We start from the raw sequence: 18,861 nt of genomic DNA on the forward strand, positions 1-18,861 counted from the left end.
ACCGGCACCACTGTGGTGTCGACCATCGAGGTCGCCAGTGCACCGGCGCCGCGCCCGGTGCACTGGCGACCTCGATGGTCGACACCACATTGGTGCCGGTGCCGCTGACCTTGAAGTGCAGGTAGTCATCCAGCGTGGCCGCCGTGGCATGCTCGCTTTGCAGCAGCTGCGACAGGTCCAGCTTGTCGCTGCCTGGGGTGAAGTCAGTGACCGTGTCGTGGCCGCTGTCACCTTTCTGCCAGACGAAGGTGTCGTTGCCGTTGCCGCCGGTCAGGGTGTCGTTGCCCGGCCCACCGATCAAGATGTCGTTGCCATCGCCGCCCTTGAGCACATCGTTGCCCTTGCCGCCATTGAGCACGTTGTCGCCGCTGTCACCGATCAAGGTGTCGCCATAGTCGGAACCGACCAGGTTGTGGATGCCATTGAAGGTCTGCAGGCCGGCACCGCCGGTGTCCTGGGCACCTTCATGGCTGAGGTCGATGGTGACCGCGCCCTTGGCCTGGACGAAATTGGCCGTGTCATGCTCAACCTGGCCAACAGCCCCATGAGTTTCCAGTGAGGCGACATCCATCAGGCTGGAAAGCCCCGCAGCCGCATGGCTGTCGGCTCCCATATCGTGAGCGGCCGGCTGCTGGGCATTGGCGTAGTCGAGCACCAGGCTCAGCTTGTAGCTCTCCCCTGCCTTGCCATCATTCACCGGGTTGCTCAGGTGAATGCTGTACACCCCGTCGTGGTTGGCCGTGATGCTGTCGCCGGCGGCGATGGCTTGGTAGCTGCCCCCGGCATCCTTCCATTCCATCACCAGGTTGCCATCCTGCGGCTGGTGGTTCAGCTGCAGGGTCTCACCCTTGTGCAGGCTGACGTTCAGCACCTCCTCGCTGCTGGCCTGGGCGCTGCCCATCGCGCCCAGGTAGCCCAGCACCACCAGCGCCGCCGTCATGCTGCCGGCATCGAAGCTGAACGCGCCGCGGTCCACCATCCGCGTCTCCAGGCCGCGGCCGTAGCCATCGCCACATTCGGCGATGGAGTTGTCATGCACGTTGATGGTGATGGTCGTGGTGCTCTCGTCGCCATCGCCATCGCGGATGGTGTAGACGAACTTGTCGACCGCATCGCGCGGCGCGGCGACATTGGGGTCGGAGTGGTAGACCGCATTGCCCCGAGCATCCAGGGTCAGGTAGCCGTATTGGCCGTACACGTGAGTACCCAGCTGGCCGATGGCCGAGGTGGAGGTATCGCCACCGGCGCGCACACCGACCACGTACCCACAGTCGCTTGGCACATCGGCGCCGATCACATCGTTGGCCAGCACATTGCCGCTGACCTCCTCGCCCTTGGCGACGCTCACGTAGTCGCAGTGGGCCTGGGGCACGTCGTCGACGATGGTGATGTTGACGGTGCTGGTGGTCCAGTTGCCGACCGTGTCCTCCACCCGGTAGGTGAAGGATTCCGTCACCGTATTCGCACCGTCGTTGGCATGCACCGGCGAATTGGCCGGCGACGTCAGCGTGTAGGTGTAGGAACCATCGGCATTCAGGTGAATCTGCCCATACTGGCCGACGGCATTGCCTACCAGGGTGTAGGTCAGCGCCCCGACACCACCGCCGACCTGCCCGACCAGGCTGCCGGAAGCGGTTTCCGCAGTCGAGCATGGCTGGCTGCCGGTGACGCTGCCGGGCGCCAGGTCGTGGCCATCCTGGTTCAGGTCCAGGGCTTTCTCGTACACCGCCACACCCCCGTCGCCACAAGGGTTCAGCGAGTGGTCGTGGACGTTGACGGTAACGGTTGCCGTGCTCTCGTCGCCGTCGGCGTCGCGGAGGGTGTAGACGAAGCTGTCGAGTGCATCGCGCGGCGCCACGGCATTGGGGTTGGAGTGGTACTCGGCGTTGCCCTGGGCATCGATGGTCAGGTAGCCGTACTGCCCGTACACCTGGGTGCCCAGCTGGCCGATGGCCGAGGTGGAGGTGTCATGGCCGGCACGCACGCCGACCACGTAGGCGCCATCGCTCAGGGTGTCGGCGCCGACCACGTCGTTGTACATCACGTTGCCGCGCACCACATCACCCTTGCCCACGCTGACGAAGTCGCAGTGGGCCTGCGGCACGTCGTCGACGATGGTGATGGTCACGGTGCTGGTGGTCCAGTTGCCTACGGTGTCTTCCACCCGGTAGGTGAAGGATTCCGTCACCGTATTCGCACCGTCGTTGGCATGCACCGGCGAATTGGCCGGCGACGTCAGGGTGTAGGTGTAGGAGCCGTCTGCGTTCAGGTGCATCTGGCCGTAATGGCCTACGGCATTGCCGACCAAGGTGTAGGTCAAGGCGCCCACGCCGCCGGCAACCTGCCCCACCAGGCTGCCATTGGCAGTCTCGCGCGTAGAGCTCGGATCGCTGCCGGTCACGGTGCCGGCAGCCAGGTCGTTGCCGTCCTTGTTCAGGTCCAGCGCGCTTTCGTACACCTTGACCCCACCGTCGGTGCAAGGCTGCAGCGAATGGGTGTGCACGTTGATGGTGACGGTGGTGGTGCTCTCGTCGCCATCGGCGTCGCGGATGGTGTAGACGAAGGTGTCGAGCGCGTCCCTGGGCGCCACGGCATCGGGGTTGGAGTGGTACTCGGCATTGCCCTGGGCGTCGATGGTCAGGTAGCCGTACTGGCCGTGCACCTGGGTGTTGAGCTGGCCGATGGCAGACGTCGAGGTATCGCTGCCGGCGCGCACGCCAACCACATACTGGCCGTCGCCGCGCACATCGGCGCCGACCACGTCGTTGAGCATCACGTTGCCGCGCACCACATCACCCTTGCCGACGCTGACGTAGTCGCTATTGGCCGTAGGCACGTCGTCGACGATGGTGATGACGATGCTGCTGGTGGTCGAGTTGCCCTGCGAGTCCTGCACCTGGTAGGTGAAGGTTTCGCTGACCGTGTTGGGCCCATCGTTGGCATGGGTCGGGGAATTGGCCGGCGAGGTCAGGGTGTAGGTGTAGGAGCCGTCGGCATTCAGGTGAATCTGCCCGTATTGCCCCACGGCATTGCCGACCAGGCTGTAGGTCAGTGCGCCGACGCCGCCACTGGTGGAGCCCACGAGGGTGCCGGAGGCGGTCTCCTGGGTGGAGTTCGGGTCGCTGCCGGTGACACTGCCGGCCGCGAGGTCGTTGCCATCCTTGTGCAGGTCCAGTGCCTTCTCGTAGACGGTGACGTCGTGGTCTTCGCAGGCCATCAGTGCCGTGTGCACGTTGATGGTGATGGTGGCGGTGCTCTCGTCGCCATCGGCATCGCGGATGGTGTAGACGAAGGTGTCGACGGCATCGCGCGGCGAATTGATGTTGGGGTTGGAGTGGTATTCGGCGTTGCCCTGGGCATCGATGGTCAGGTAGCCGTACTGGCCGTTGACCTGCATGTTGAGCTGGCCGATGGCCGAGGTGGAGGTGTCATGGCCGGCACGCACGCCGACCACATACTGGCCGTCGCTGCGCACATCGGCGCCGACCACGTCGTTGAGCATCACGTTGCCGCGCACCACATCGCCCTTGGCCACGCTGGCGTAGTCGCAGTGGGCCGTGGGCACGTCGTCGACGATGGTGATGACGATGCTGCTGGTGGTCGAATTGCCGAGCGAATCCTGCACCTGGTAGGTGAAGGTTTCGGTCACGGTGTTCGGGCCGTCGTTGGCATGGGTCGGGGAATTGGCCGGCGAGGTCAGGGTGTAGGTGTAGGAGCCGTCGGCATTCAGGTGAATCTGCCCATATTGGCCCACGGCATTGCCGACCAGGCTGTAGGTCAATGCGCCAACACCGCCACTGGTCGAGCCCACCAACGTGCCACTGGCCGTTTCGCGGGTTGAATCCGGGTTGCTGCCGGTGACGCTGCCGGCGGCCAGGTCGTTGCCATCCTTGTGCAGGTCCAGCGCGTTCTCGTAGACGGTGACGTCGCGATCCACGCAGGCCATCAGGCCGTTGTGCACGTTGATGGTGATGGTGGTGGTGCTCTCGTCGCCATCGGCATCGCGGATGGTGTAGACGAAGGTGTCGAGGGCATCGCGCGGCGAGGCGATGTTGGGGTTGGAGTGGTACTCGGCGTTGCCCTGTGCGTCGATGGTCAGGTAGCCGTACTGGCCATTGACCTGGGTGTTGAGCTGGCCGATGGCAGACGTCGAGGTGTCGCTGCCGGCACGCACGCCGACCACATACTGGCCGTCGCTGCGCACATCGGCGCCGACCACATCGTTGTACATCACGTTGCCGCGCACCACATCGCCCTTGGCCACGCTCACGTAGTCGCTGTTGGCCGTGGGCACATCGTCGACGATGGTGATGACGATGGTGCTGGTGGTCGAGTTGCCGAGCGAATCCTGCACCTGGTAGGTGAAGGTTTCGGTGACGGTATTGGGCCCATCGTTGGCATGGGTCGGCGAATTCGCCGGCGAGGTCAGGGTATAGGTGTAGGTGCCGTCGGCATTCAGGTGGATCTGCCCGTACTGGCCAGTCGCATTGCCGACCAGGCTGTAGGTCAGCGCGCCGACACCACCACTGGCCGAACCGACCAACGTGCCGGAAGCGGTTTCCTGGGTGGAGTTCGGGTCACTGCCGGTGACCGTGCCGGCGGCCAGGTCGTTGCCATCCTTGTGCAGGTCCAGCGCGTTCTCGTAGACGGTGACGTCGCGATCCACGCAAGCCATCAGGCCGTTGTGCACGTTGATGGTGATGGTGGTGGTGCTCTCGTCGCCATCGGCATCGCGGATGGTGTAGACGAAGGTGTCGAGGGCATCGCGTGGCGAGGCGATGTTGGGGTTGGAGTGGTACTCGGCGTTGCCCTGGGCGTCGATGGTCAGGTAGCCGTACTGGCCATTGACCTGGGTGTTGAGCTGGCCGATGGCAGACGTCGAGGTGTCGCTGCCGGCACGCACGCCGACCACATACTGGCCGTCGCTGCGCACATCGGCGCCGACCACATCGTTGTACATCACGTTGCCGCGCACCACATCGCCCTTGGCCACGCTCACGTAGTCGCTGTTGGCCGTCGGCACGTCGTCGACGATGCTCACGTGCAGGCTGCCATTGGCCATGCTGCCGTCGATGTCCTGGGCGACCACCTGGAACTGCTCGCTGATGCTGTTGCTGCCCTGGCCTGCAGGGTGCTGCTCGTTGCCCACCAGGGTGTAGCTGTAGCTCACCACGCCCGTGCCGGGGTCATAGCCGGTGATCGTCAGGGTGTTGCCTTCGGCGGTGACGATCGACTGCGGGAAGCCCGCCGCCACACCGCCACTGACCACGCTGATGCCACCCACGGTCAGGCTCTGCAGGCCATCCGCTGCGGTCACCTTGAACGTGCCGTGCTGGGTCAGGGCGCTGGCATCGGGGGCGCTGCCGTCGTGCAGGTTCTTTTCGTACACGGTGAGGCTGCCGCCCTGCGCATCGAGGCCATCGAGGTGCACGGGGTCGTCGAGGTTGCTGATGTTCAGGGTCAGGGTCGCGCTGCTGGTGTCGCCGTCGGCGTCCTTGATGGTGTAGGTGAAGGTTTCCACCCCATGGCCGCCACCGCCCAGGTTCTTGAAGTCCGGGTCGTTGACATCGAGGGTGTAGGTGTAGGAACCGTCCGCGGCCAGCACCAACGTGCCGTAGGTACCGGTAAAGGTGCCGGCGATCACCGGGCCGCCCGGCACTCGGTCGGCGCCCTGGATGTCGTTGCTCAGCACATTGCCGGTCAGCTCCACATGCTGCTCGGTGGCCGGCACCGGGTTGCTGTCATCCACTGCCCGGGGTACGTCGTCGCGGATGGTGATCACCAGTGTGCCCTGGGCGGCGTCGCCGTCGGGGTCGCTGACCATCACCGGCAAATTCTCGTTCAGCGCATTGGTACCTGCGCCATCGGGATGCTGCTCGGCGCCGGTGAGGGTGTAGCTGTAGGTCACCACCCCGGTCGCCGGGTCGAAGCCGAGGATGGTCAGGGTATTGCCAAGGCCGGTAGTGATCGATTGGCCGACACCGGTGACCACACCGCCAGTCACCACGTTGATGCCGCCCACACTCAGGTTGAACACGCCGTCGGGGGCCACCACGGTGAAGCTGCCGTGCTGGGTCAGGGCCGCCGGGTCGCTTGCCGAGCCCAGGGGCAGGTTGGCTTCGTCAAGGCCAGGGTCGCCGGGGTCGAGCGTCAGCCCGTGCAACTCGACCGGGTGGTTTTCATCGATCGGCGTTACCGGCGGGTTGGGGTCCACCGGCGGGTTGGGATCGACCGGCGGCTTGGTGTCCACCGGCGGCGTCGGCTGCTCAGGTTGCAGGCCGCTGTCCGGGCCGGTGATCTCGCCGCCGGCCCCGGGCAGCCCGCGGCTGTGGTCGCGCAGATCGCCAACTTCACGCTCGACCAGATCGGGGATGCCATTGAAGCCGGCCGTGGGGAAGCCCACCTGCGGGTCGACCCGCGCCGCCACCTCGGTGAGCAGGACAAAACTGTGCCCGCCGCCCAGCGCGCCCGGGGCGCTGCCCGCGTTGGGCCCGGCGGCGGGGGCTTCGCCGACGTCGCTGGGGTCGGCACCGGCGGCAATCGCCTGCTGGATCCGCGCCACGTCGCTCAGTTGCGCGTCGCTGGGGGCGCCGTCGTGGGTCTGGGTATGAGGGGCCTGGCCGGCCAGCAGGTCGGGGGTCATCTGCAGGCTGCTGTCGCGCCCCAGGGTCAGCTCTGCACCATTGTGCAAGTGCACCGCCACCGCACCGGCGGCACCGGTCTGCAACTGTTCGCCCGCGAACAGGCGGTCGCCTTCGATCAACAGGCGGCGAGTGCCGTCCTCGGCAACGGCAAACACCTGACCAACCACCTTGCTGACCACACCGATTAGCTTAGCCATGAGCGCACGCCTCCCCTTACCGATTGGCTTGTCAGCCAATGACGTCGCGGGTGGCGGCTCAGCGCCTGGAAAGCGAGTGTCTCAACACTGAGAATCGGGCTCTCCAGCTACTCCTTCGGCGATAGAGGTAATGTAATTGGGCCATCAGTCGATGCCAAATTATTGTCGCCAAATTACGCTTTTACCTGTTCATCCCGCGTCCTTAGCTGTAAAAAATCTGGAACTCTTGCGGACGCTTGAAAACCGCGTCCTCCAGCGGCTTCCAAATTTACCTGAATGAAACAATGTCTTGGTTTCGATAGACCGCATAAGTTTTTTTTCGCATATCTCTTATGAAAAAATCTTCTTAGCTCGCGCGTTAAATGTTCTTAGCTCTGTTGTTACAAACATGAAACGGTTTGAATGCCTTTTATCGTCACTTTTTTGACGAACAGCAGCACCTTTTAAAGACCAGGGAGAAGTACCCCATGCGCGTTTTCAACCCCATCACCAGTGCAATTCTGTTGGCCATGGCGTGCGCCAACGTTCAGGCGATGTCACTCAACGAAGCCGTCCAGAACGCCGTGGACCATCACCCGGAGATCAGCGCCAGCCGTAACAGCCGGCTGTCGGCCGACGAAGACGTGAAATTCGCGCGTGGCGGTTACTACCCCTCGGTGGACCTGGTTGCCGGCTATGGCCGCCAGCGCTCGGACAACCTCAACACCCGCACCGTGAACCCCGACGGCACCAGCAACCACGGCAAGGAAACCCTCAACTACACCCAGTCGGAACTGCGCCTGCGGCAGATGCTGTTCGACGGCTTCAACACCCCTAACGAAGTCGGCCGCACCGAAGCGGTGGTCAACTCGCGCGCCTACTACACCCAGGCCACTGCTGAAACCGTGGCCCTGCGCGCCATCGAGGTGTACCTGGAAGTACTCAAGCGCCGTGAGCTGGTGACCCTGGCCAAGAACAACCTGCAAGCGCACATGCGCGTCAACGACCAGATCGGCCTGCGCAGCGAGCGCGGCGTGGGCAGCACCGCCGACCTCGACCAGTCCCGCGCCCGTCGCGCCCTGGCAGAAAACAACCTGGACACCGCCGAAGTCGACCTGGCCGACGCCGAGGCCAACTTCTACAGCGTGGTCGGGCGCATGCCCGACGAGCTGGAAGCCCCGGTCACGATCAAGGGCGAAGTGCCCACCGGCCTCGACCTGGCGCGCCAGGGCATGCTGGAAAACAACCCCTACCTGAAATCGGCCCAGGCCGACGTCAACGCTGCCGAGCAGCAGTACGAAGTGGCCAAGTCGCCCTTCTACCCGCGCCTGGATGCGGTGCTGGCCACCGGCGCCAACAACAACCTGGGCGGCGAGAAAGGCCACAGCAACAACGACTGGCAAGCCGGCGTCGAGCTCAACTACAACCTGTTCCGCGGCGGCAGCGACAAGGCTCGCCTGCAGTCGGACGCGCACAAGATCAACCAGGCCATGGACGTGCGTAACAACGCCCTGCGCGAGCTGACCGAAAACCTCAGCCTGGCCTGGAACGCCATGAACAACGCGCGCAAGCAAACCCCGACTGCCCGCGAATATGCCGAAACCACCCAACGTGTACGCGCCGCCTACCAGGACCAGTTCGGCCTCGGCCAACGCACCCTGCTCGACGTGCTCGACAGCGAAAACGAGCTGTACAACGCCAACCGCCGCTACACCGAAGTGCGCTACACCGAGGAGTTCTCGATGTACCGGGTGCTGGCGACCATGGGCGAGCTGCTGAGCAAGCAGCGCGTTTCGCTGCCGCCCGAAGCCATTGCCCAGAGTGAAGTGCGCAACCAGGCCAAGCTGCCCGACATGCGCTGATCACCCGGCGCGGCAGGCGCGCGCACCCAGCGTCACACCCCATCCACCGAGGCGGGAGTAGTTCATCGTGACCAGTATGCAAAGTGCGCAGCCGCGCCCCGATGTCGATGACCCGCTGCTCGATGGTTTGCTGATCCTGTGCCGCCTGCATGGCTGCCCGGCCAGCCGCGCCAGCCTCAGCAGCGGCCTGCCCCTGGCCCAGCAACGCCTGGGCGCAGACCTGCTGCCCCGGGCGGCCGCCCGCGCCGGCCTGCAAGGGCGCGTGCTGGCCCGTGAGCTGGAGGCCATCTCGGCGCTCAACCTGCCGGTACTGCTGCTGCTCAACGATGGCCGCAGCGCCGTGCTGCAGCGCTGGGGCGAGGATGGCCGGGCGCTGGTGCTGCCGTGCGAGGCCGGCGGCGGCGAGCAGTGGCTCGAACGCGAGGCACTGGCCCAGGCCTACAGTGGGCACGCCCTGTTCGCACGGCCACGGCACACCCTGGAGAACCTGCGCGCACCGCTGCTGCCGCGGGTCGATGCCTGGTTCCGCGACACCCTGCGCCATTCCCGCTGGCTGTACGGCGATGCCCTGCTGGCCAGCCTGCTGATCAACCTGCTGGGCCTGATGGTGCCGCTGTTCGTCATGCAGACCTACGACCGCGTGGTGCCCAACCAGGCACTCTCGACCTTGTGGATGCTGGTCGCCGGCCTGTTCATCGGCACCGCCTTCGAACTGGTGCTGCGCATGGTCCGCGCGCACTTGCTGGACCAGGCCGGCAAGAAGACCGACCTGATCCTCTCCGCCACCCTGTTCGAGCGCATCACCGGCATGGCCATGAAGGCCAAGCCCGCCACCATCGGCGGCTTCGCCCAGAGCATCCACGACTTCCAGGGCCTGCGCGAATTCCTCACCGCCGTGACCCTGACCAGCATCATCGACCTGCCGTTCGTGGCCCTGATGCTGCTGGTGATCGGCCTGCTCGGCGGCTGGCTGGTGCTGATCCCGCTGATCGCCTTCCCCCTGGCGGTGGGCTTCGCCCTGCTGATCCAGGCGCGCCTGCGCGACACCGTGGAAAAAAGCCTGAGCCTCGGCGCCGTGCGCCAGGCGCTGCTGATCGAAACCCTCGGCGGCCTGGAAACCCTCAAGGCCTGCGGCGCCGAGAGCGAGCGCCAATACCAGTGGGAGCACACCAACGGCGCCATCGCCCGGCTCGACGCGCACGCCCGCAACCTGTCGTCGCTGGCCAGCAACGGCACCTTGTTCATCCAGCAGTTCTGCGGCATGGCCACCATCGTCGCCGGGGTGTACAGCATCATCGCCGGCAACCTCAGCGTCGGCGCCCTGGTCGCCAGCTACATGCTCGGCAGCCGCGTGCTGGCTCCACTTGGCCAGATCGCCGGGCTGATCACCCGCTACCAGCAAGCACAACTGACCATGCGCAGCACCGACGCGCTGATGGCCCTGCCCCAGGAGCGCCAGGCCGAACAGCAGGCACTGGAGCACACCGCGCTCAAGGGCGGCCTGGCCCTGAGCCATGTCAGCTTCCGCTACCCCGGGCAAACCAGCCCGGCGCTGCAGGACGTGACCCTGGCCATCAAGCCTGGCGAGCGCATCGGCATCATCGGCCGCAGCGGCTCGGGCAAGAGCACCCTGGGCAGGCTGCTGATGGGCTTTCATCACCCCGATGACGGCCAGGTCCTGCTCGACAACCTCGACCTGCGCCAACTGGACATCGCCGACCTGCGCAGCCAGCTCGGCTACGTCGCCCACGACCTGCCGCTGCTGGCCGGCAGCCTGCGCGACAACCTGACCCTGGGCGCCCGCCACATCAGCGATGCGCGCATGCTCGAAGTGGCCGAGCTGACCGGCGTCAGCGAGCTGGCCCGGCAGCACCCGCACGGCTTCGAGCGCCCGGTGGGCGAGCGCGGCCAGCTGCTATCCGGCGGCCAGCGCCAGGCGGTGCTGCTGGCCCGGGCGCTGCTGCTGGAGCCGCCGATCCTGATCCTCGACGAACCCACCAGCCACATGGACAACAGCAGCGAAGAACAACTGCGCCAGCGCCTGTCGGCCTGGGTGCCGGGCAAGACCCTGCTGCTGGTGACCCACCGCACCTCGATGCTCAGCCTGGTGGACCGGCTGCTGGTGCTGGACAACGGCAAGATCGTCGCCGACGGGCCGAAGGATTCGGTCATCGACGCCCTGCGCAAGGGCCGCATCGGCGCGGCGCTCTAGGAGGTTTGCATGTCCATCGGCCACAACGTGCGCAGTACCCACACAGGTTCCGACAAGCGCGCCGAGCGCGACTACATGCCGGAGCTGGCCGGCGCCACCCTGCAGGACTCGCCACGCCTGTCGCGCCTGACCGTGTGGCTGGCGGCGGCGCTGCTGCTGGTGGCGCTGGTCTGGGCGAGCCTGGCGAGGCTCGACGAGGTGACCGTCGGCGAAGGCAAGGCGATCCCTTCGAGCAAGGTCCAGGTGGTGCAGAACCTGGAAGGCGGCATCGTCACCGAAATCTTCGTGCGCGAAGGGCAGATGGTGGAAAAAGGCGCCACCCTGCTGCGCCTGGATGACACCCGCTTCAAGTCCAACAAGGGCGAAAGCGAAGCCGACCGCTATGCCTTGACCGCCCAGGTGGAGCGGCTGTCGGCCGAAGCCGAAGGCCGCCCGTTCGTGCTGTCTGACGAAGTGCGCGCCAAGGCGCCGCAGGTGGCCGAGGACGAAACCTCCCTGTACGACTCGCGCCAGCGCCGGCTGGCCAGCGAGAAGCAGACCCTCAACGAACAGCTGCGGCAAAAGACCCAGGAGCTGGCCGAATTCCGCTCCAAGGTCGATCAATACCGCTCGGCGGTGGGCCTGCTGCAGCAGGAGCTGGACATGTCCTCGCCGCTGGTGAGCAAGGGCGCCATCTCGCCGGTGGAGATACTGCGCCTCAAGCAGCGCACGGTCGAAGCCCGAGGCCAGCTCAACGCCACCAGCCTGGCCATCCCCCGGGCCGAGGCGGCGGTGGCGGAGATCCGCAGCAAGATCCAGGAGTCCGACGCGAGCTTCCGCTCCGACGCGGCCAAGGAACTCAACGACAAGCGCACCGAGCTTTCCAAGATCACCGCCACCAGCATCGCCATCGACGACCGGGTCAACCGCACCACGGTGGTGTCGCCGGTACGCGGCATCGTCAAGCTGCTCAAGGTCAACACCATCGGCGGCGTGGTGCAGCCGGGCAGTGACCTGGTGGAGATCGTGCCGATCGAGGACAACCTGCTGATCGAGGCCAAGGTGCGCCCGCAGGATGTGGCGTTCCTGCACCCAGGGCAGCCGGCGATGGTCAAGTTCAGTGCCTACGACTACACCATCTACGGCGGGCTCAAGGCCAAGCTTGAGCTGATCAGTGCCGATACCGTCACCGACGACAAGGGCAATGCGTTCTACCTGATCCAGGTGCGCACCGAGAAGAACCACCTGGGTGGGGACAACAAGCCGCTGCTGATCATCCCGGGGATGGTGGCCACGGTGGATATCATCACCGGGCAGAAGAGCGTGCTGGATTACCTGCTCAAGCCGGTGCTCAAGGCCCGGACCGAGGCACTGCGCGAGCGTTGAGTGGCCTGTACCGGCCCTATCGCCGGCAAGCCGGCTCCCACAGGTTTACCGCTGCTCGCGAGCGCGTGTGGGAGCCGGCTTGCCGTCGATGAGGCCTTATCAGGCCTAACCATCACCATGGTTACGCTCGAACGTTTCAAGCCCCATGGCCTTGATCTGCCCCTCGATCAATGCCTCGAACGGCCGCAGCAGCGCATCGAAACTGGCTGGCTGCTCCAGCACATTCAACGCCTGCACTACCGCTTCGAGGGTCGACACCGCCCCCGGCTCCGGCGCCTTGCGCAGTCGGTAGCGCGAGGGTGCCAGCTGGCCCAGCGTCACCCTGGGCAACGCCGCCAGCAGCGGGTTCAGATACAGCATCTTGCGCGCCTTGCGCCAGGTGCCATCGGGCACGATCAACAGCAGCGGGGTGTCATCCGCTTCGCCATAGGCGGTCAGTACCTGGGCTTGATCGCCTGGGAATAGCAGTACCGGCCGATATCCCGGGGTGCCCAGCAATTCGTCGAGGTCATCGAACACCTCGCCGATGCGCAATTGGGCATTGACCAGGCCAAGCGCGGCCAGGCGGGCGGTGTTCAGGGCGTGGGCGGTTTCACTGGGGTGCTGCAACAGGACCACGCGGGTGCGGCTGTCGAGGGTGGGGATTAGTGGGCAAAGGCAGTGATCGAGCGGGCGCTGGCAGCGTTCGCAGCGGGGTCTGGGCATGGGGCTCTCCTTACGGGGCGCAGTTTGCCACAGAGCGGTGGGGCTGCGGGGGCTCGGCTGGTGTGCGATGGCGTCCTGTCGATCGAGCGCCGCCCGCGCGGCGCATCGCGGATAAATCCGCTCCTACATTTGTTGCAACGTACCTATGCCTGATAGGCCATGGTTGTGAGCCTTGTTTGTACGACGCCATTTCTCGGCGGGCGCCGAAGGCGGGCAACCATGGCCTGGCAGACCGCGGCACGTTGCAACAAATGTGGGAGCGGATTTATCCGCGATGCGCCGCGCGGGCGGCGCTCGATCTCAACATCAACACCAAACTCCCGGCTAACCCCTCAGCGATTGAACCGCTCCGCCAGGCTGTGCAGGTACTCGGCCATGCGCTCGAGGTCCTGGCTGATTTGCGCCCCTTGCTTGGCCTGCCCCGCACTCTGATCGCACAGCTGGGCAATGCGCACGATCTGCTGGTTGATGTCTTCGGCCACGTGGCTCTGCTGCTCCGAGGCGGTCGCCATCTGCTGGCTCATGCCGGTGATGCGGCTCACCGCCTGGGCGATACCCGCCAGCGCCGATTGCACCGCCTCGACGCTCTGCACGCTGTCGCGGGAAATCTGCTCGCCGCGGTTGGCCGTGCTCACCGCATGCTCGGCACCGCTGCGCAGCGAGGCGATGATCTGGTGGATTTCTTCGGTGGAGGTGCGCGTGCGCTGGGCCAGCGAGCGCACCTCGTCGGCCACCACCGCAAAACCCCTGCCCTGCTCACCCGCCCGCGCCGCCTCGATCGCGGCATTGAGCGCCAGCAGGTTGGTCTGCTCGGCGATCGAGGTGATGGTATCGACCACGCTGCCGATCGACTGGGTCTGCTCGGCCAGGGCATTGACCGCCTGGCCGATGTCGTTCACCGCCTCGCTCATGCTGCCCATGGCCTTGAGGCTCTGCTGCGCCAGCTCGCTGCCGTGCTGGGCGAGCTGGTCGGCATCGCCTGCGGCATGCGCCGTGCTCTGCACGTTGTGCGTGACTTCCTGGATGGTCGCCGCCATTTGCGCGATGGCCGTGGCCGATTGGTCGGTCTCGCTGCGCTGGCGGTCGAGCATCTGGGCCTGGGCATCGGACAAGCCGGCCGACTGCGCAGCCCGCGATTTCACCCCGATACCCGCATCCACCAGGCGGGTCAGCGCCGTTTGCAGGCGGGCTTCCTCGCTGATGATCGCCAGGTCGAGCTGGCCGCGCAGGCCCGGGTTGTCGCTGTAGGTCAGGGCCACCAGCGGGCTGGTGAAGGCCTTGGGGTGTTCGGCGAGGGTGCGGCGGATGGCCTGGCTCTGGCGGTTCTCGACCAGGTACCAGGCCACCAGCAGGCTGGCCATCAGCACGCCCAGCGCCGCATAGGCCGGCAACCACAGGTAAGCCGCCGCAGACAGCAGCCCGGCGCCGATCAACGGCCAGCCCTGCCCCAGGCCATGCCCCGCGCGGGCCGCCCATGGCACTGCCGGGCGCCCGCCGCGCAACCGCGCATACAGCGCTTCGGCGCGGCGGATCTGCTCGCGGCTGGGCACCGACCGCACCGACTCGTAGCCGCTGATGCGGCCGTTCTCGTAGATGGCGGTGACGTAGGCGCTGACCCAGTAGAAGTCGCCGTTCTTGGCGCGGTTCTTGACCACGCCCATCCACGGCTTGCCCTGCTTGATGGTCTCCCACATATGGCCGAACACCGACGGCGGCATGTCGGGGTGGCGCACCAGGTTGTGGGTTTGGCCGACCAGCTCGTCGTAGGTGAACCCGCTGATGGCCACGAACGCGTCGTTGCAATAGGTGATGCGGCTGTTGAGGTCGGTGGTGGAAATCAGACGCTGGTCGCTGGAAAACGTTCTTTCGTGCTCCGTGACAGGCAAATTCATGCGCATCTGGGCTGTCCTTGCTTGTATAGATGAGGGGAAAAATCATCAAGGCAAGTAAAGGTTTAGCAGAACGCCAGTACGAATGAGGTCAGGTTTTGTCGCGCAGTGGGTTCTCCCGACGGAATGCCCACTACCGGCCAAAGTCAGCCGACGTTGAGCTGGCTCTTGAGCAGGTCGCGGAAGGTCTGGATCAACGGCTCACGGCTACGCCCGCGACGGATGATCAATGAAAATGGCGCCTGATAGCCGAAAGTCGCCGGAGAAAGCACGCGCAAGTCGCCCTTGTCGACCCAGGCCTGGGCGTAGTGTTCGGGCAGGTAGCCGATGTAGGCGCCGGACAGGATCAGGATCAACTGCGCCTCCATGCTCTCCACCGTCGCCGCGCTGTGCTTAAAGCCATGCCGGGCCAGCTCCGCCTGGCTCCAGTAACCGCGCCCGACCATGCGCTGCTGGGTGACCACAGGCTCCGGGATGCGCCGCTCGGCGTACAGCGGGTGGCGGCTGCTGCAGTACAGCCAGTGCTGCTCGCGGTACAGCGGCTGGTAGACCAGGCCGCTCATGCGCGAGGAGAACGCACCGATGGCCAGGTCGAGGCGGTTGTCCTGCACGCCAAGCTGCAGTTCGTAAGGGCTGGACACCGACAGGTGCAGGTGCACCGCCGGGTGTTCCTGGCTGTAGGCGCCGATGGCCTCGGCCAAGGGCAGCGCCCGGTCGCCGACCGTGGAGTCGATCACCCCGAGGTTGAGCGTGCCGCGCAACTCGCCCTTGAGCGCGGCGGCGTACTGCTCGAAACCATCCAGCTCGGCCAGCAGGCGCAAGGTCTCCTGGTGAAACAGCTCGCCCTTGCTGGTCAGGCTGAAACCGCCGCGCCCGCGGTGGCACAGGACAATGCCCAGCGCCCCTTCGAGCTGGCTCATGTAGGTGCTGATGGCCGAAGTCGACAGGTTGAGCTCGCGCTGGGCATTGGCGAAGCCCTGGTGGCGCACCACGCTGATGAAGATGCGCAGCAGTTTCAGGTCGGGCAGGGTCGAGGCCATGGTGCAACGGTTCCGCAGGGTGGATTGCGCGCAGTCTAACCGCATCGGCGGCGGTTAGTTTAGAAATTCATGAAGTAAGTATTTGCCTGTAGCGATTTGTCGCAGGCACTACCTTGCGCAGACTTGGCCGAAATGTCCCTGCCCGCCGGCTGAACCACACTCGAGGCGCGCGGCGGCACAGGTTCGAACAAACAAAACAATCGACCGACTGATGAGGCCCACCGTGGACAAAGTTCTCCACCAACCACTGGGCGGCAACGAAATGCCGCGTTTCGGCGGCATCGCCACCATGCTCCGTCTCCCCCACCTGCAAAGTGCCCAAGGCCTGGACGCCGCGTTCATCGGCGTGCCCCTGGACATCGGCACCTCGCTGCGCTCCGGCACCCGCTTCGGCCCACGCCAGATCCGCGCCGAATCGGTGATGATCCGCCCGTACAACATGGCCACCGGCGCCGCGCCGTTCGATTCGCTGTCGGTCGCCGACATCGGTGACGTGGCGATCAACACCTTCAACCTGCTCGACGCCGTGCGCATCATCGAAGAAGCCTACGACGAGATCGTCGAGCACAACGTCATCCCCATGACCCTGGGTGGCGACCACACCATCACCCTGCCGATCCTGCGGGCCCTGCACAAGAAGCACGGCAAGATCGGCCTGGTGCACATCGACGCCCACGCCGACGTCAACGACCACATGTTCGGCGAGAAGATCGCCCACGGCACCACCTTCCGCCGCGCCGTGGAAGAAGGCCTGCTCGATTGCGACCGCGTGGTGCAGATCGGCCTGCGCGCCCAGGGCTACACCGCCGACGACTTCAACTGGAGCCGCCGCCAAGGTTTCCGCGTGGTCCAGGCCGAAGAGTGCTGGCACAAGTCGCTGGAGCCGCTGATGGCCGAAGTGCGCGAAAAAGTCGGCGGCGGCCCTGTGTACCTGTCGTTCGACATCGACGGCATCGACCCGGCCTGGGCCCCTGGCACCGGCACCCCGGAAATCGGCGGCTTGACCACCATCCAGGCGATGGAGATCATTCGCGGCTGCCACGGCCTGGACCTGATCGGTTGTGACCTGGTCGAAGTCTCCCCGCCTTACGACACCACCGGCAACACCTCGCTGCTCGGTGCCAACCTGTTGTTCGAAATGCTCTGCGTGCTGCCGGGCGTCGTGCGCCGCTGACACTGCTACACCCGGGCAGGAGCCATCTGGGAGGGCCACTGAGGCCCGCCAACACAACACAAGACCGCCTGGCGCCGTGAACGCGCCCGGGCGGTCGATCTCGCCATAATAAAGATAATCGGGAGACCCCCAATGGCCTTGGACATCATCGTTGTAATGATCTATGCCGCCGGCATGCTCGGGCTGGGCTGGTATGGCATGCGTCGGGCAAAAACCCACGAAGACTACCTGGTAGCCGGGCGCAACCTCGGCCCGACCCTGTACATGGGCACCATGGCCACCACCGTACTGGGCGGTGCTTCCACCGTCGGCACCGTGCGCCTGGGCTATGTCCACGGCATCTCCGGCTTCTGGCTCTGCGCAGCCCTGGGCCTGGGCATCATCGCCCTGAACCTGTTCCTCGCCAAACCGCTGCTGCGCCTGAAGATCTTCACCGTGACCCAGGTACTGGAGCGCCGCTACAACCCGATGGCACGCCAGGCCAGTGCGGCGATCATGCTCGCCTATGCGCTGATGATCGGCGTGACCTCGACCCTGGCCATGGGCACCGTGCTGCAAGTGCTGCTCGACCTGCCGTTCTGGATGTCGCTGCTGCTTGGCGGCGGTGTGGTGGTGGTGTACTCGACCATCGGCGGCATGTGGTCGCTGACCCTGACCGACATCGTCCAATTCGTGATCAAGACCGTGGGCCTGATGTTCATCCTGCTGCCGGTGTGCCTGTACAAGGCCGGTGGCTGGGACACCCTGGTAGCCAAGCTGCCGGCGGCCAGCTTCGCCTGGACCAGCATCGGCTGGGACACCATCATCACCTACTTCCTGATCTACTTCTTCGGCATCCTGATCGGCCAGGACATCTGGCAGCGGGTGTTCACCGCCCGTGACGAGAAGGTCTGCCAGCGTGCCGGTACCACCGCCGGTGTGTACTGCGTGCTGTACGGCCTGGCCTGCGCCCTGATCGGCATGGCTGCGCACGTGATCATGCCGGACCTGGTCAACCCCAACAACGCCTTCGCCGAGATGATCAAGACCCAGCTGCCTGAAGGCATCCGTGGCCTGCTGATGGCTGCTGCCCTGGCCGCGATGATGTCGACCGCCAGTGCCGGCCTGCTGGCCGCATCGACCACCCTGACCGAAGACCTGCTGCCCAAGCTGCGTGGCGGCAAGCAGTCGAGCCTGGGCATCAACCGCCTGTTCACCCTGCTCACCGGCCTGGTGGTGCTGGGTATCGCCCTGGCGGTGAACGATGTGATCAGCGCCCTGACGCTGGCCTACAACCTGCTGGTGGGCGGCATGCTGATTCCGCTGATCGGCGCGATCTTCTGGAAGCGTGCGACCACCGCAGGGGCCATCTGCAGCATGTCGCTGGGCTTTGCCACCGCGCTGCTGTTCATGTTCAAGGATGGCCTGGATGCCAACACGCCGATCTACTACAGCCTGGCAATTGGCTTGGTGAGCTTCGTAGTGGTGAGCCTGCTGTCGCGCAAGGAAGTCGGTGCCGTGAAACTGGCCTGATAACCTGCACAAACGAAAAGGCCGCTGCATCGAAGCTGATGCGGCGGCCTTTTTGCTTTTTCAGCGGCGACGCGGCTGGCGCCGGCGCTGCTCTTCATCAGTCGGGATCGGCACCGGCTGCAGGGGTGGTGGTATCAGCCCCAGCGCGACAGCCAAGTCATGGAGCCAGTTGAACATTTGGTTTTTCATAGTGCCCCCTTGACGGGTCAGCCTCACGGTCAATCAATCCTGCGATGTTTCATACAGATCATAGCCCTATGTCCTGTATTACGCATGCCCTTG

The 18,861-nt window shown here is 65.3% G+C and carries 10 protein-coding genes; 5 read left to right on the plus strand and 5 right to left on the minus strand.

Annotation, left to right across the window (positions count from 1 at the left end):
• On the minus strand, positions 1–6,841 hold a 6,841-nt coding region (locus tag L6D75_RS13525), incomplete at its 3' end, for a retention module-containing protein (RefSeq protein WP_276574734.1).
• 467 nt (positions 6,842–7,308) lie between these two features.
• Here L6D75_RS13525 and L6D75_RS13530 point away from each other — a divergent pair.
• From L6D75_RS13530 to L6D75_RS13540, 3 genes are all read left to right on the plus strand, one after another.
• Positions 7,309–8,682, plus strand: a complete 1,374-nt coding sequence (locus tag L6D75_RS13530) for a TolC family outer membrane protein (RefSeq protein WP_176517771.1) — start codon at positions 7,309–7,311, stop codon at positions 8,680–8,682.
• A gap of 76 nt (positions 8,683–8,758) precedes the next feature.
• Complete coding sequence (locus L6D75_RS13535; RefSeq protein ID WP_176517773.1) at positions 8,759–10,894, plus strand: type I secretion system permease/ATPase; 2,136 nt, start codon at positions 8,759–8,761, stop codon at positions 10,892–10,894.
• A 9-nt stretch (positions 10,895–10,903) separates the two neighbouring features.
• On the plus strand, positions 10,904–12,259 hold the full coding sequence (locus L6D75_RS13540) for an HlyD family type I secretion periplasmic adaptor subunit (protein ID WP_176517770.1): 1,356 nt from the start codon (positions 10,904–10,906) through the stop codon (positions 12,257–12,259).
• Positions 12,260–12,364: 105 nt separating this feature from the next.
• On the opposite strand, the gene L6D75_RS13545 is transcribed toward L6D75_RS13540, so the two are convergent.
• From L6D75_RS13545 to L6D75_RS13555, 3 genes are all read right to left on the minus strand, one after another.
• Positions 12,365–12,964, minus strand: a complete 600-nt coding sequence (locus tag L6D75_RS13545) for a tRNA-uridine aminocarboxypropyltransferase (protein ID WP_236193575.1) — start codon at positions 12,962–12,964, stop codon at positions 12,365–12,367.
• Positions 12,965–13,296: 332 nt separating this feature from the next.
• Complete coding sequence (locus L6D75_RS13550) at positions 13,297–14,862, minus strand: methyl-accepting chemotaxis protein (RefSeq protein ID WP_176517768.1); 1,566 nt, start codon at positions 14,860–14,862, stop codon at positions 13,297–13,299.
• 137 nt (positions 14,863–14,999) lie between these two features.
• The gene (locus tag L6D75_RS13555) at positions 15,000–15,893 is read right to left on the minus strand and encodes a LysR family transcriptional regulator (RefSeq protein ID WP_176517767.1); all 894 of its coding nucleotides are present in this window, start codon (positions 15,891–15,893) and stop codon (positions 15,000–15,002) included.
• 223 nt (positions 15,894–16,116) lie between these two features.
• Here L6D75_RS13555 and speB point away from each other — a divergent pair, with 223 nt between their 5' ends.
• Both speB and L6D75_RS13565 read left to right on the plus strand, forming a co-directional pair.
• Positions 16,117–17,067 carry an agmatinase gene (gene speB, locus L6D75_RS13560; protein ID WP_008090804.1) on the plus strand — a complete coding sequence of 317 codons (951 nt, stop codon included), beginning with the start codon at positions 16,117–16,119 and terminating at the stop codon, positions 17,065–17,067.
• 132 nt (positions 17,068–17,199) lie between these two features.
• A complete protein-coding gene (locus L6D75_RS13565; RefSeq protein ID WP_176517766.1) occupies positions 17,200–18,579 on the plus strand; it encodes a sodium:solute symporter family protein in 1,380 nt (459 codons plus the stop codon).
• A gap of 60 nt (positions 18,580–18,639) precedes the next feature.
• Here the strand turns inward: L6D75_RS13565 and L6D75_RS27345 are convergent, their stop codons facing one another.
• Entirely contained in the window at positions 18,640–18,768 is a 129-nt protein-coding gene (locus L6D75_RS27345) for a PA1414 family protein (RefSeq protein ID WP_008090807.1), read from the minus strand.
• Positions 18,769–18,861: the final 93 nt, after the last annotated feature.

Origin of the sequence: Pseudomonas faucium (assembly GCF_021602585.1) — a bacterium.
Taxonomy (GTDB): Bacteria; Pseudomonadota; Gammaproteobacteria; order Pseudomonadales; family Pseudomonadaceae; genus Aquipseudomonas; species Aquipseudomonas faucium.

What these genes read in the sequence shown, in the direction of transcription:
- L6D75_RS13540 (WP_176517770.1), top strand. Translation starts at nt 10,904, where the DNA reads ATGTCCATCGGCCACAACGTGCGCAGTACCCACACAGGTTCCGACAAG.
- L6D75_RS13550 (WP_176517768.1), bottom strand. Translation starts at nt 14,862, where the DNA reads ATGCGCATGAATTTGCCTGTCACGGAGCACGAAAGAACGTTTTCCAGC.
- L6D75_RS13545 (WP_236193575.1), bottom strand. Translation starts at nt 12,964, where the DNA reads ATGCCCAGACCCCGCTGCGAACGCTGCCAGCGCCCGCTCGATCACTGC.
- L6D75_RS13555 (WP_176517767.1), bottom strand. Translation starts at nt 15,893, where the DNA reads ATGGCCTCGACCCTGCCCGACCTGAAACTGCTGCGCATCTTCATCAGC.
- L6D75_RS13530 (WP_176517771.1), top strand. Translation starts at nt 7,309, where the DNA reads ATGCGCGTTTTCAACCCCATCACCAGTGCAATTCTGTTGGCCATGGCG.
- L6D75_RS13565 (WP_176517766.1), top strand. Translation starts at nt 17,200, where the DNA reads ATGGCCTTGGACATCATCGTTGTAATGATCTATGCCGCCGGCATGCTC.
- L6D75_RS27345 (WP_008090807.1), bottom strand. Translation starts at nt 18,768, where the DNA reads ATGAAAAACCAAATGTTCAACTGGCTCCATGACTTGGCTGTCGCGCTG.
- L6D75_RS13535 (WP_176517773.1), top strand. Translation starts at nt 8,759, where the DNA reads ATGCAAAGTGCGCAGCCGCGCCCCGATGTCGATGACCCGCTGCTCGAT.